The organism is Bacteroides sp. HMSC067B03 (genome assembly GCF_001811315.1).
Lineage (GTDB): Bacteria > Bacteroidota > Bacteroidia > Bacteroidales > Bacteroidaceae > Bacteroides > Bacteroides faecis.
This window is the reverse complement of sequence record NZ_KV804514.1, coordinates 45,396-59,081: the sequence shown is the minus strand read 5'-3', so window position 1 is coordinate 59,081 and position 13,686 is coordinate 45,396. Positions and strand designations below refer to the sequence as shown.

The following is a 13,686-nucleotide window of genomic DNA, read 5'->3' as shown; positions in this document are numbered from 1 at the left end:
ATGAATAAGACAATTATTGCGGAACGTTTCTCAAAAGCCATCGCCACCTACCCCCGTGAAGCAAACGTACAACGGCAGATAGCAGACAAAATGATCCGTCTGCTTAAAAAATATATCCTCTCTCCCTGCCCGAAAGTGATTGAGTTTGGATGCGGCACAGGTGTTTATTCCCGAATGCTGCTCCGTACCCTTCGTCCGGAAGAGTTATTGCTGAACGATCTGTGTCCGGAAATGAGATATTGCTGCGAAGATTTATTAAAGGAGAAGCAAGTCTCTTTTCTTTCCGGAGATGCAGAAACGATTCCTTTTCCGGATAAAAGTACTTTAATTACTTCCTGTTCTGCTTTGCAATGGTTTGAGTCGCCGGAGAACTTTTTCAAAAGATGCAATACACTACTTCATAGTCAAGGTTATTTTGCTTTCAGCACTTTCGGGAAGAAGAATATGAAGGAAATACGTGAGCTTACCGGAACAGGTCTTCCCTATCGTTCAAAAGAAGAACTTGAAGCTGCCCTGTCTCCTCATTTTGATATACTGTACTCAGAAGAAGAGCTGATTCTCCTCTCTTTCGAAAATCCGATGAAGGTATTGTATCATCTGAAACAGACAGGTGTAAATAGTTTATCAGCACATTCTTCTTTCTATCCAAAGCAAAAGAGACAGGCTTGGACCCGTCGTGATCTACAGTATTTTTGCGAACGTTACACGCAAGAATTTACACAAGGCACTTCTGTGTCTTTGACATATCACCCTATTTATATCATAGCAAAAAAGAAAAAAGTATGAAACAGAATGTATATTTTGTAAGCGGCATCGATACTGATGCAGGAAAAAGTTATGCGACCGGCTACTTGGCACGTGAATGGAACCAACATGGCAAAAGGACAATTACCCAAAAGTTCATCCAAACCGGGAATGTGGGTCACTCCGAAGACATAGACCTCCATCGTCATATCATGGGAATCCCCTTCACTGAAGAAGACCGGGAAGGGCTTACCATGCCGGAGATATATTCTTACCCAGCTTCACCCCATCTGGCTTCCGAATTAGATAATCGACCTATCAACTTTGATAAAATCAAACGATCTACTGAAATACTGAGCGAACGATATGATTATGTCTTACTTGAAGGGGCAGGAGGTCTTATGGTCCCTCTGACTACGAAACTTTTAACGATTGATTATATCGCACAGGAGAAATATCCACTCATTTTCGTTACTTCCGGCAAACTGGGAAGCATCAATCATACACTTTTGAGCCTTGAAGCCATACAGAAACGGGGGATTGTTCTGGATACAGTACTTTATAATCTCTATCCAACAGTGGAAGATAAAACGATTCAAAATGATACAATGAACTTTATCCGGACTTGGCTGGAAAAATACTTTCCGGATACGAAGTTTTTATTAGTTCCTGAAATAAAAGAATAGATATTGTTTTGAGAAAAAGAAACTGGTATTTTTTAAGAAGGCTGATTCATTCTTCTTTATAGAATAGCAGTTTCTTTTTAAAGTTTTCTGTCTCCGTATTCTACATGGTTAAATTTGAATATTTTCCCAGCGCTTTTTCCAATGCCTCCCGTGATACCGGTTTCGTAACAAAATCAGTGCAACCGGCCTCAAAAGCCTGCTCCTTATCGGTCTCAAAGGCATAAGCAGTCAGTGCTATGACAGGGATTTCCTTTGAATACGAACGAATGATACGGGTAGCCTCCAAACCATCCATACGAGGCATTTTGATATCCATCAGAATCAAATCCGGCTGATATCGTTTATACATTTCTACAGCTTCAAAACCATCTTTGGCCCACAGCAAAGTATACTCTTTCCCAATCATGTTTTTGACTAATACAAAATTACTGTCCACATCTTCAGCCACCAGAATCTTTTTGATTTTCTGCATTCTCTTTATAGTATGGCTGATATATTTCGTTTCAAAAGCATCGGAAAAAGTTATATGCTCATCCGAATTCTCCTTATACGGTATGGTGAAGAAGAAAGTCGACCCTTTCCCTGTTTCCGAAGTGACTCCAATCTCCCCTCCTATTTTTTCTATTATCATCCGGCAAATGGCGAGACCCAAGCCCGTACCCTGTGCAAAAGAATTCAATTTGACAAAACGGTCAAAGATATGATCCACTTTACTCGCCTCTATCCCGATGCCTGTATCCTTCACATAAACATGAATACAATGATTCTCTATTTTAAAGCCGAAGCGGATTTCACCTGCATAAGTAAATTTAGTGGCATTGGTTATAAAATTAGTAATAACCTGCATAATACGATTCCGATCTTCTTCAATAATCAGATCATCTTCTTTATTATCCAGAATAAGGGTAACTCCTTCTTGTACACGTCCTTTATGAATCTCATAAATATTGCGGCATACTTCCCCCAGATTCATGGGCTGTTTGACATATTCCAGCGTGCCCGCTTCTATTTTCGACAAGTCCAGAATATCATTGATTAGCTGCAACAATATCTCTGAATTCTGATTGATGATACGGGAATAAAGCTTCTCCTCCTCCACATTTTCGGCAGAAGGCAACAGATTAGAGAAACCTACAATCGCATTCAGAGGTGTCCGGATTTCATGACTCATATTTGCCAGAAAAGCAGTTTTCAGCCTGTCGGACTGCTCAGCCTTGATACGTGCCTTAATCAATTCCTGCTCGATATTCTGGAAATTAGTGATATCCCAGGATATGCCTATCAAAAGCGGTTCACGCCCTTCCATAGGTACGAGTGCTTTCAAAGTCTGCACGATACGAGTCTCTCCGGTAGCTGCCACATAAGTCTCCTGCATTTCGATTCGTTCATGCGTACGAATCAGCTCCAGATCGTCTCTGCGAAATCTTTCGGCATCCGCACGTTCAGGAAAGATTTCAAAGTCCGTATGCCCGATGGCCCGGGATGTCGGAATCTTGGAATGTTCGGCAAAAGCTTTATTCCAATACAGATACTTGAAGTCGTCTTCGGGATCTTTCACAAACAGATAAACCGGGATATTATTCAGAATGCCGTCCAACAATAGATTTAATTCCCGAAGGTCATCCCGTTTCTTGATGACATCTGTAATGTCCTGAGTAAAAAACCAAATAAGTTCCATATCGTCTTCTTTGGTCAAATAGGTAGAAACCTGATGCACCCTTTCTTTCTCTTCACCTTTACGCACATACGCCGCGCGATACGAAAAACTGCCACCATTATCGCGTATATCTTTCAGCTTGGCTTCCCAAAGCTCCGGTGTACGCATGGAGACAGGCAGGTCATATATCTTTTGTGTACCCATTTGCTGGGTGACACCATACTCTTCTATAAATTGTTTATTGGCATATACTAAAGTTCCATCACTCGATACGGCAAGAATACTATCACTAACCTTGTCGAGTACACTCTTGAACACCTCCAACTGTCGCTGGGTAGCCACCCGCTCTGTGATATCACGACACATGATCAGTACATGTTCTTCATCCAACGGAAAGATACGGTTCTCGTAATAATGATGGGAGCCATTGAAATCCAGATCGTGATGCGCTGCCGAAACAGTTCTTGTAGCAATCACTTTCTGCATATTCGAGTGGATATTCTGATAAGCTTCCAGAGGTACCATGTCACACATACGCATTCCTTCAAAGTCTTTGTTGGATATTCCGACATGATTGGTTTCTTCATTGGACACCACTTGAATCCCTACTTCGTCGTTGTTGAAGACAGTTAACATATCCGGTAAAGAATTCAAGATTCTGACAGCATACCTTTCCTGAAAACTGGCAGTGCATTCTTCTGTCTGTTTTTTCTGTTCAAGAGATAGAAGTTGTCGCTTCAGTTGCTCATTTTCTTTTCTGAGTAACTCTAATTCTTCTTCTAATGCTTCTTTTGTTTGTTCGCTATCCATAAGACATCAAGATGTAAATACGTACTTATCTGCCAAAAGTAAAGAAAAGTTTTGAGATAAGTACGTAAAACACCTTTATTTTTAAAAGAATCATTCAATCACCATAACCCGGTCATTCAAAGCGACCTTCATATTATCTTCTACAAAGACTTCTTTCACTACTCCGTCTGTGGTCGAACGAATTTCGTTTTCCATTTTCATTGCTACCAATACACAAAGCGGATCTCCCCGTTTCACTGTATCCCCCTTCTTTACATATATCTTCAGGATGACTCCCGGCATCGGAGCCTGTACCACTTGTCGTCCCACAGCTTCCGTACCGGCACGGGCATTATGTATTTTCTCCATCTCTCCCTGTAACTCTATCTGATAAAGTTCTCCCTTATTCATGATCGTATAGGAATTATTGGAAGAAGGAGATATCTGCACTCCATGAGAGTGATGATCGATGATAATCGAATGAATAGAGTCGCCTCCCATATTGTAATCGACCTCGTATATCTTACCGTTGACCGCTATCTTCTTGATCGGTCCGTCTTCCAGAATCTCTACCTTATATTCACTATCCGGCATATCCAGAAGTTTGGCATAATAAGTCGCTAATGATGTACTCATATATTTATATTTTAATAGTTATTCGCAGTCATCTGCAACTTGCCGTAATATTTCCAGAGAGATTCACCTACAACAGGAAGCGTGGTTGCACGGGATGCAGCCTCCTTCTCCCTCTCATAATGTCTCACAGCGGCAGCAATCACGGCAACTGTCGGATCGGTATTCTGACGGCGTTTCAAATCTTCTTTATCAAAACGGGTGTCAATGAATGTCGTATCATATTTTCCTTCCAGAAAGGCTGCATTCTTCAACACACGCTGGTGGAAAGGAATCGTTGTCTTAATGCCTAGAATCTTATACTCACGCAAGGCACGTGCCATGTTGGAGATAGCAGATTCGCGGGTACGTCCCCAGCAACAGAGCTTGGCGATCATCGGGTCATAATGCAGGGAGACTTCAAATCCGGCATAGGCAGCGCTATCCAAACGGAGATTACGGCCTTCGGGAGCTTCACGAACAGTAATCACCCCGGGAGAAGGCATAAAATTATTCTCCGGGTCTTCCGCATAAATACGACATTCGATAGCAGCTCCGCTGAATTTAATATCTTCTTGTTTATATGGTAATGGATTGCCTGCAGCTACCATTATCATGTCACGTACCAAATCGACACCTGTACATTCCTCCGTCACAGGATGTTCTACCTGCAAACGGGTATTCATCTCCAGAAAATAGAAATTCTGATCCTTGTCCATCATAAATTCCAATGTTCCGGCACTATAATAACCGATTCGCTTACACGCCTCCACAGCTACCTTCAGCATTTTCTTACGGGTTTCTTCTTTCACAAACGGAGACGGAGATTCTTCAATCACTTTCTGGTTACGCCGTTGAATGGAACATTCGCGTTCGCCCAGATGGACCACATTACCGTATTTATCTCCCATAATCTGCACCTCAATATGGTGCGGATTCTCTATATATTTCTCTATATAAACCGCATCATTACCGAACGAAGTACCTGCTTCGGATTGGGACAAACGAAGGGCTGTTTCTACTTCTTCTTCGGTGCGGACCAGGCGCATTCCTTTTCCACCTCCTCCGGCAAGCGCTTTCAGCATGATGGGATAGCCCACTTCCTTGGCTACTTTTTTTACTTCTTCAATGCCTTGCACAGGAGTTTCGGTTCCGGGTACAATAGGCAGTCCTGCTTCACGCATTATTTTGCGTGCTTCGGTCTTGATTCCCATCTTAGCAATAATGTCGGCACCGGGACCGATAAATATCACTCCTTCTTCTTCACAACGGCGGGCAAAGTCGGCATTCTCTGATAAGAACCCATATCCCGGGTGAATAGCCGCACCGGTCTTCTTGGCAATGGAAAGTATCAACTCCGGTTTCAGATAAGAAGTATCCTCGGGCGAGCCGGAGATGCAATAAGCCTCTTCCGCATAGCGGACATGCAAGGCTCCCCGATCTACATGTGTGTAAACGGCCACTGTCGAAATATTCATCACCCGGCATGTACGGAAGATGCGCATGGCTATTTCTCCACGATTGGCAACTAATATTTTCTTTATCATAACTTGTTTTTCTTAAAGTGGAATATTCGAGTGTTTCTTAGGTGGATTTGACTGACGTTTGTTGGCCAGCATTTCGAAGCTACGTATCAGACGCAAACGGGTCACGGCAGGATCAATCACTTCATCCACATATCCCAATTCCGCTGCACGGTAAGGATTCGCAAACTTTTCACGATAATCACTCTGAAGTTCTTTTCGCCTTTCTTCGGGAGTTTGTGACTTCTCGATGTCTTTCTTGAAAAGAATATTCACTGCTCCATCCGGTCCCATCACAGCGATTTCGGCAGTCGGGAAAGCCAGATTGACATCACCACGAATATGCTTGGAACTCATGACATCATAAGCACCTCCATAGGCCTTACGAGTGATAACAGTAACTTTCGGTACGGTGGCTTCGCAATAAGCATAAAGCAGTTTCGCACCATTACGAATGATACCGCCATATTCCTGATCAACTCCCGGAAGGAATCCCGGCACATCGACCAGAGTCAGAAGAGGTATATTAAAAGCATCACAGAAACGGACAAAACGGGCGGCTTTTATAGAAGCGTTGATATCCAGTGTCCCTGCCAGCACCAGCGGCTGATTGGCCACTACACCAATCGTCTTTCCGTTCAGACGGATATATCCGGTAACGATATTCGCAGCAAATTCAGACTGAAGTTCAAAGAAGTTGTTATCGTCGGCAACTGCTTCTATCATCTCCTTTATATTATAGGGCTGATTTGGATTGGCAGGCACCAAGTCAGAAAGTTCCGGTATCAGGCGAGTCGGCGAATCGTTGGTAACAACGAAAGGTGGCTCTTCCATATTGTTTCCCGGCAGATAGGAAATAAGTTCACGGATGTAATTGATACATTCGATATCATTCTCAGCAGACAGATGCGCCACACCCGATTTTGTCATGTGGATACCTACCCCGCCTAACTCTTCTTTACTTACTTCTTCCTGTGTCACACTCTTTACTACATCGGGACCGGTGATAAACATATAACCGGATTTTTTTACCATCAGAATAAAATCGGTCAACGCAGGAGAATAAACTGCGCCACCGGCACACGGCCCCATAATAGCACTGATCTGGGGAATTACTCCCGAAGCCATGGAATTGCGCAGGAAAATCTCTGCATATCCTGCCAATGAACGGACTCCTTCCTGAATACGGGCACCGCCGGAGTCATTCAGTCCGATAATGGGGGCCCCCATTTGCATTGCCATATCCATCACTTTACAGATTTTCTTGGCATGTGTCTCCGAGAGAGCTCCGCCAAACACTGTGAAATCCTGTGCAAAAACATAGACCAGCCGTTTGCCGATCATTCCGTAACCGGTCACCACCCCGTCACCGGAAAATTTCTGTTTCTCCATACCGAAATCGGTACACCGATGAGTTACCAGTTTATCAAGTTCGATAAACGATCCTTTCTCCAAAAGTAAATCAATGCGTTCACGGGCGGTCAGCTTGCCCACAGAGTGCTGTTTTTCGATCCGGGCGTCTCCACCACCCTTTTCAGCTTTCCTGTTCAGTTCTTCCAGGTTCTTGATAAGCTCTTTCATAGGCTGTTTGTATAAATGTTATGTGTAAAAATAAGCAGTAATAAATTAAATTGTTGTCATATTGATTACACAAAGGTCTTTTTATATAGTAAACGTATCATTTGCTGAATTTGTTAGCATTTATGCCCTTAAACATCTTTATGGCGGATGCGGCCTATTATTATTTTTTTCGGGTTTCCACAACAAAGTCACACAATCATGTGTTTATCGCATATCATTTTAATAAAACCTAGACCCTAACAAAAATGAGAACAATTAAACTTTTATTAGCAGCCGGTTTCCTGCTCGTATTGGGTACAAGCGTGCATGCCCAAGTACAACGGAATGAAACCTATCTACCCAAATTCGCCATCAAGACTAATGCCCTTTATTGGGCAACCACCACTCCTAATCTGGGATTCGAAGTCGGGCTGGCAAAGAAAATCACTCTTGATGTATCCGGTAACTATAATCCGTGGAAATTTGGCGACGACCGCCAGATCAAACACTGGCTCGTTCAACCGGAATTGCGCTACTGGCTCTGCGAACGTTTCAACGGAAGCTTCTTCGGCTTGCACGGACATTATGGAGAAATGAATGTCAGCAATCTGAATATATTCGGAATGGGACATGACCGTTATGACGGCAGTCTGTATGGAGCCGGTATCTCTTACGGATACCAATGGATTATCAGTAAACGCTGGAGCATGGAAGCAACCATCGGCGTTGGCTACGCCCGCCTGAAATATGATAAATATGCCCGTGGAGACGGAGGTGAAAAACTCGGGCACAATAGCCGCAATTATTTCGGTCCGACCAAAATCGGCCTCAGTTTCATTTATGTCATCAAATAATCGAACTTTCTAAAACTTACAATGATGAAAAGAAAATTTATCTATCTATTTATAGCTCTTGCAGCCACCATACTTCCGACTCATGCACAGAAATTTCTGAATGATGCGCTCACACTTTCGAATGTATCTTTATGGCAACAAGGAAACTCTCTTTATGTCGGCATGACGGTTGATATGAAAGACCTGACTATAGGCTCGGCACGCAGTTTAAGCCTTATCCCCCTACTGACGGACGGACAGCATAATGTTCCGCTTCAAGAAATTATTGTCAATGGGAAAAGACGTGAAAAAGCATACATCCGTGGATTGGCAATCAGCAAAGAGGAACCTACCGCTATCATTGTTCCTTATAACAAAAGAGAAACATTTAATTATACGCAAGTCATACCTTACCAACCGTGGATGGCAAACGCTTCTTTACAACTTGTTGAGAATCTATGCGGATGCGGCAATTATCAGGAAATGAATGCACAGGAACTGATAACCAATGACGTATCAACCGAAGCCAAACGATTGAGTGCCATGTCGCCTATTGTGGCTTATATTCAGCCTACAATAGAGGTGGTAAAAAACCGTAGCGAACAATATGAAGCGCATCTGGATTTCCCTGTCAATAAATCTGTTATCCTTACTGACTTCATGAACAACCACTCCGAACTGGTGAACATTCATTCTATGTTTGACAAAATTCAGAATGACAAGAATCTGACTGTACAAAGTATCAGCATTGAAGGATTTGCTTCTCCCGAAGGACCACTGGCCTTCAACGAACAGCTATCCAAAAAACGTGCGGAAGCTCTGAAAGATTATCTCGTTAAGAAGGAAAAGGCACCCGCCAAACTGTATAAGGTGACTTTTGGCGGTGAAAACTGGGATGGACTAGTGAAAGCACTCGAATCTTCTTCTATGAAGGATAAAGAAACATTCCTGAATATTATCAAAAATACTACGAACGATGTGAAACGCAAACAGGAAATCATGAAAGTAGGCGGGGGAGCTCCTTATCGCACCATGCTGAAAGAAATTTATCCGGGATTGCGTAAAGTGAATTGCAAGATTGACTATACAGTAGTTAACTTCGATGTAGAACAAGGACGTATCATCATCCGGGAAAATCCGAAATATCTGAGTCTGAATGAGATGTACCAGGTCGCCAATAGTTATCCGAAAGGCAGCAAAGACTTTGTAGATGTATTTGATATTGCTGTACGCATGTATCCGACCGATGCAGTAGCCAATCTGAATGCAGCAGCTGTCGCCCTTTCACAGAAAGATATCAATACCGCATTAAAATATATGGAAAAAGCAGACCATACCACTGCTGAGTTCCTCAACAATACGGGAGTGTATAATTTCTTAAATGGAGACATCCAACGTGCTATGGCAGCATTCGAACAAGCTGCCAAACTAGGAAATGAAGCTGCCCAAGCCAATTTAAAGCAGTTGCAACAAATCATGAATATGAAAATGAGCAAGTAGCAAAAGAGTTCGCATTAAAAACAAATAAAAAACGGGTTGTCTGGTCGACAATCCGTTTTTTGTATAAAATGATTAGTCATTCATCCATCAAAACCGCATTTTGTTTTGTTATATAGATATTCACCAGGAGTTGACTATTTAAAATTTAGAATTATGACACTAATCCTTGCTATTATTCCGGTATTGCTATTGATTGTATTGATGGCGTTCTTCAAAATGTCCGGAGACAAAAGTAGTATTATCTCGTTAATTGTAACTATGTTAATCGCTCTTTTCGGCTTTGCTTTTTCCGTAGATAACCTGTTTTATTCCTTTTTATATGGAGCGCTAAAAGCAGTCTCTCCTATTTTAATCATTATCCTGATGGCTATTTTCAGTTACAACGTATTGCTGAAAACAGAAAAAATGGAGATCATCAAACAGCAGTTCACTTCTATCTCTACAGACAAAAGCATTCAGGTGTTATTACTGACATGGGGATTCGGAGGATTACTGGAGGCGATGGCAGGATTCGGAACGGCGGTTGCCATCCCGGCAGCGATTCTTATCAGTCTGGGATTTAAGCCGATATTCTCGGCTACAGTCAGCCTGATAGCCAACAGCGTAGCAACAGCTTTCGGAGCAATCGGAACTCCGGTATTAGTATTGGCAAAGGAAACAAATCTGGACGTACTGCATCTTAGTACCAATGTCGTATTGCAATTATCAGTACTTATGTTCCTTATTCCTTTAGTTTTGCTTTTCCTCACTAATCCTAAATTAAAGGCTCTTCCTAAGAATATATTTCTGGCTTTATTAGTCGGAGGTGTTTCTCTGGCCGGACAATATCTGGCTGCCAGATACATGGGAGCAGAGTCACCTGCCATCATCGGAAGTATTCTTTCGATCATTGTCATTGTCCTCTATGGGAAGCTGACTGCGTCCAAAGAAGAAAAAGAACGAAAAAGTACGCTGAGAACCAAAGACATACTCAATGCATGGAGCATCTATTTACTGATTTTATTCCTGATTATCCTCACCAGTCCGCTTTTCCCGGAATTGAGAAGTACATTAGAAAATAACTGGATTACAAGAATCAGCTTGCCTATCAATGCTTCCACTGTGAACTATACTATCTCTTGGCTGACTCATGCAGGTGTACTACTTTTCCTTGGTACTTTTATCGGCGGCTTAATACAGGGAGCGAAAGTTAAAGAACTGTTCATTGTACTTTGGAATACCGTAAAACAATTGAAGAAAACCTTCATTACAGTAATTTGTCTCGTCGGGTTATCCACCATTATGGATGCTTCGGGAATGATTGCTATTATTGCTTCGGCGTTGGCTACCGCCACCGGAAGTTTGTATCCGCTGTTTGCTCCGGTCATCGGATGTTTAGGAACCTTTATCACGGGAAGTGATACATCATCCAACATCCTTTTCGGAAAATTACAGGCCAGTGTCGCCGGACAGATCCATGTCAGTCCGGACTGGTTATCAGCTGCAAATACAGTAGGTGCTACAGGTGGTAAAATTATTTCTCCGCAAAGTATTGCTATCGCAACTTCTGCCGGAAACCAACAAGGAAAGGAAGGAGAAATTCTAAAAGCCGCTATCCCGTATGCACTGGCTTATGTGGTAATTACCGGAATTATCGTTTATATCTTCAGTTAATCTCCTGAAAATGAGAACAGAATTATAGTGACGCTATCCTGTTGATATAGTGACGCTATCCTATATACATAGTGACGCTATAACAACAGGATAGCGTCACCATGTTTGAATGCCCTATTTTAGAGCGACCAAAACAATGCTAATTTTCATCCCTTCCAAAGAATAAAAGACAAATTTTAGCGTTCAGTAACTGTCTGTGGGAAATTTAGCCAAGTGTTCCAGCCAAATTGCCATTTCTCAAGTGCTACAATCACCCTATCTTTGCATCAGAAATAACAAATAGAAAGAAAAAGAATATGAAACTAATAAAAAACTTAATGAGTGCTTTCGCTATTGTACTGGCAAGCACAGCTTGCGCAGGAAACAGCGGAGAAAATAAAAAGAGTAACGAACCAACAAAGGAGGAAAATAAAATGGAAGTAGTATCATTAAATAAAGCCGATTTCTTGAAGAAAGTATATAACTATGAAGCCAACCCGAAAGAGTGGAAGTTTGAAGGAAGCAGACCTGCAATCGTTGATTTTTACGCAACCTGGTGCGGTCCGTGTAAAGCACTTCACCTCGTTCTCGAAGAACTTAGCAAGGAGTACAGTGGTAAAGTAGATATCTATCAGATCGATGTAGATAAAGAAAAGGAATTGGCTGCCGCATTCGGCATCCGCAGTATTCCAACCCTGCTGATGATCCCTATGAAGGAAGAGCCGAGAATTTCACAAGGAGCGCTGCCGAAAGACCAACTAAAAAAAGCAATTGACGAATTTCTTTTAAAACAGAACAACGAAGCTAAATAAACTAACTTCAACTTTTTTCTTGATAAGTAGTTGCCCTCTATTAGTACTTTAAGGTTAATAGAGGGCTAATTGTATATAAACCACTCTTATGTTTTCCGATATGGTATCAGATTGAAGAACAACAGATATATCTGACAGAAAAAAGGTAATATTGTGTCTATCAAAGCGATACAAGATTCGAATATTTTACATACATTTGTTCAGGAATCAATATAATACATTTATGAAATCGATTATTACCTCCATCTTTGTCTTGCTTTTAGCTGTTTCCACATCAGCACAGAAACCGCTTCCAACAGAGCAGATTTCCACTATTCCACATAACTTACTAATACACAATCAGCCTGTTGATTACAAAATAAAAGGAAACTCAATCAGTATGACCGCCAGCAGGAAGACTAACCTTTTCAATAGTCCTTCCGGCAAGCTCAAAGTGGTAAATGCTCCGCTTATACTCTTTGAACCGGAAGCGAATTTCACTATTAGTGCCAAAGTAACAGGCAAACTAAAAGCTGTTTATGATGTGGCGGCACTTGTTGTCTATCAGGATGACGAGACTTGGGCCAAGTTCTGTTACGAGAACTCTGTCAATCTTATGCCGACAATTGTATCTGTTGTGACTCGTACGTTTTCAGATGACTGTAATTCAATGCCAGCCGGTGACTATGCGTATATGGCAATCGTAAAGAGAGGCTCTGAGTACTCATTTTTTTATTCCCCGGACAATAAAAACTGGTCTATGGTACGAAACTTCAACCTCAATACTACTGGTAAATTAAAGTAGGGTTTGCTGTACACGGATCGCGTGGGAACGGATTTACCGGGGATTTTAGTGAAATAAAATATCTGCCGAGAGCACTTGATGATATGAGGACATTGCCAGAGGAATAAAAAATGATATACCCAAAATTTAAGCTAATCATAAAATGAAAACCAAACGCACAAGAAGTTCCTTTCGTTCGATGAGTTCGAAGATACACACGTTAGCAAACGAGAAAGACGTTTTCCTACTGACACATACGATTCCCCATAGTCTGAGATTTCCCCACTGCGATGCGGTGATGCATCACGGAGGGGCAGGCACAACACATAGTGTAGCTCGCACCGGCAAACCACAGGTGATCATGCCGCTTATCATCGACCAGCCTTATGGACCTATCGTGTACAGCAATTAAAGATAGGACCGGAACGAATTAAAATAGGTAAAGATTCCGACAGGGAATTAAAAGAAAAGATATATGATTTAGTGGCTAATCCTGTATATAAAAAGAATGCAGGAGAGTTAGGCGAAAAGATTCGTTCCGAACAATCTACAGACAATTTTTGTGACTTTATAGA

At 41.9% G+C, this 13,686-nt stretch carries 12 protein-coding genes; 8 read left to right on the top strand and 4 right to left on the bottom strand.

The window, feature by feature from the left end; all coding sequences use genetic code 11:
- Together bioC and bioD are read left to right on the top strand one after the other, a co-directional pair.
- On the top strand, positions 1–786 hold the full coding sequence (bioC, locus tag HMPREF2794_RS27245) for a malonyl-ACP O-methyltransferase BioC (RefSeq protein ID WP_010538704.1): 786 nt from the start codon (positions 1–3) through the stop codon (positions 784–786).
- The gene (gene bioD / locus HMPREF2794_RS27240) at positions 783–1,430 is read left to right on the top strand and encodes a dethiobiotin synthase (protein ID WP_010538705.1); all 648 of its coding nucleotides are present in this window, start codon (positions 783–785) and stop codon (positions 1,428–1,430) included. Before bioC ends, bioD begins: the two co-directional genes overlap by 4 nt.
- A 100-nt stretch (positions 1,431–1,530) precedes the next feature.
- Here the strand turns inward: bioD and HMPREF2794_RS27235 are convergent, their stop codons facing one another.
- From HMPREF2794_RS27235 to HMPREF2794_RS27220, 4 genes are all read right to left on the bottom strand, one after another.
- Positions 1,531–3,897: a PAS domain-containing protein gene (locus tag HMPREF2794_RS27235; protein WP_070753237.1), complete on the bottom strand. Its 2,367-nt coding sequence runs from the start codon at positions 3,895–3,897 to the stop codon at positions 1,531–1,533.
- A gap of 90 nt (positions 3,898–3,987) precedes the next feature.
- Entirely contained in the window at positions 3,988–4,512 is a 525-nt protein-coding gene (locus tag HMPREF2794_RS27230; RefSeq protein ID WP_070753235.1) for an acyl-CoA carboxylase biotin carboxyl carrier protein subunit, read from the bottom strand.
- Positions 4,513–4,523: 11 nt separating this feature from the next.
- A complete protein-coding gene (gene accC / locus HMPREF2794_RS27225; RefSeq protein ID WP_070753233.1) occupies positions 4,524–6,035 on the bottom strand; it encodes an acetyl-CoA carboxylase biotin carboxylase subunit in 1,512 nt (503 codons plus the stop codon).
- Between the two features lie 12 nt (positions 6,036–6,047).
- Complete coding sequence (locus HMPREF2794_RS27220; protein ID WP_070753231.1) at positions 6,048–7,592, bottom strand: acyl-CoA carboxylase subunit beta; 1,545 nt, start codon at positions 7,590–7,592, stop codon at positions 6,048–6,050.
- A gap of 245 nt (positions 7,593–7,837) precedes the next feature.
- Here HMPREF2794_RS27220 and HMPREF2794_RS27215 point away from each other — a divergent pair, with 245 nt between their 5' ends.
- From HMPREF2794_RS27215 to HMPREF2794_RS29765, 6 genes are all read left to right on the top strand, one after another.
- Complete coding sequence (locus HMPREF2794_RS27215) at positions 7,838–8,425, top strand: DUF3575 domain-containing protein (RefSeq protein WP_070753229.1); 588 nt, start codon at positions 7,838–7,840, stop codon at positions 8,423–8,425.
- 24 nt (positions 8,426–8,449) lie between these two features.
- Positions 8,450–9,904: a DUF3868 domain-containing protein gene (locus tag HMPREF2794_RS27210; RefSeq protein WP_070753253.1), complete on the top strand. Its 1,455-nt coding sequence runs from the start codon at positions 8,450–8,452 to the stop codon at positions 9,902–9,904.
- Between the two features lie 153 nt (positions 9,905–10,057).
- Positions 10,058–11,557, top strand: coding sequence for an L-lactate permease (locus HMPREF2794_RS27205; protein ID WP_010538712.1), 1,500 nt, complete (start codon positions 10,058–10,060; stop codon positions 11,555–11,557).
- A gap of 296 nt (positions 11,558–11,853) precedes the next feature.
- Positions 11,854–12,348, top strand: a complete 495-nt coding sequence (gene trxA, locus HMPREF2794_RS27200; protein ID WP_070753227.1) for a thioredoxin — start codon at positions 11,854–11,856, stop codon at positions 12,346–12,348.
- A 223-nt stretch (positions 12,349–12,571) separates the two neighbouring features.
- Complete coding sequence (locus tag HMPREF2794_RS27195; protein WP_227034935.1) at positions 12,572–13,132, top strand: DUF1349 domain-containing protein; 561 nt, start codon at positions 12,572–12,574, stop codon at positions 13,130–13,132.
- 142 nt (positions 13,133–13,274) lie between these two features.
- Entirely contained in the window at positions 13,275–13,523 is a 249-nt protein-coding gene (locus HMPREF2794_RS29765) for a glycosyltransferase (RefSeq protein ID WP_229099327.1), read from the top strand.
- The last annotated feature ends 163 nt before the right edge of the window (positions 13,524–13,686 follow it).

What these genes read in the sequence shown, in the direction of transcription:
- bioC (WP_010538704.1), top strand. Translation starts at nt 1, where the DNA reads ATGAATAAGACAATTATTGCGGAACGTTTCTCAAAAGCCATCGCCACC.
- bioD (WP_010538705.1), top strand. Translation starts at nt 783, where the DNA reads ATGAAACAGAATGTATATTTTGTAAGCGGCATCGATACTGATGCAGGA.
- HMPREF2794_RS27235 (WP_070753237.1), bottom strand. Translation starts at nt 3,897, where the DNA reads ATGGATAGCGAACAAACAAAAGAAGCATTAGAAGAAGAATTAGAGTTA.
- HMPREF2794_RS27230 (WP_070753235.1), bottom strand. Translation starts at nt 4,512, where the DNA reads ATGAGTACATCATTAGCGACTTATTATGCCAAACTTCTGGATATGCCG.
- accC (WP_070753233.1), bottom strand. Translation starts at nt 6,035, where the DNA reads ATGATAAAGAAAATATTAGTTGCCAATCGTGGAGAAATAGCCATGCGC.
- HMPREF2794_RS27220 (WP_070753231.1), bottom strand. Translation starts at nt 7,592, where the DNA reads ATGAAAGAGCTTATCAAGAACCTGGAAGAACTGAACAGGAAAGCTGAA.
- HMPREF2794_RS27215 (WP_070753229.1), top strand. Translation starts at nt 7,838, where the DNA reads ATGAGAACAATTAAACTTTTATTAGCAGCCGGTTTCCTGCTCGTATTG.
- HMPREF2794_RS27210 (WP_070753253.1), top strand. Translation starts at nt 8,450, where the DNA reads ATGAAAAGAAAATTTATCTATCTATTTATAGCTCTTGCAGCCACCATA.
- HMPREF2794_RS27205 (WP_010538712.1), top strand. Translation starts at nt 10,058, where the DNA reads ATGACACTAATCCTTGCTATTATTCCGGTATTGCTATTGATTGTATTG.
- trxA (WP_070753227.1), top strand. Translation starts at nt 11,854, where the DNA reads ATGAAACTAATAAAAAACTTAATGAGTGCTTTCGCTATTGTACTGGCA.
- HMPREF2794_RS27195 (WP_227034935.1), top strand. Translation starts at nt 12,572, where the DNA reads ATGAAATCGATTATTACCTCCATCTTTGTCTTGCTTTTAGCTGTTTCC.
- HMPREF2794_RS29765 (WP_229099327.1), top strand. Translation starts at nt 13,275, where the DNA reads ATGAAAACCAAACGCACAAGAAGTTCCTTTCGTTCGATGAGTTCGAAG.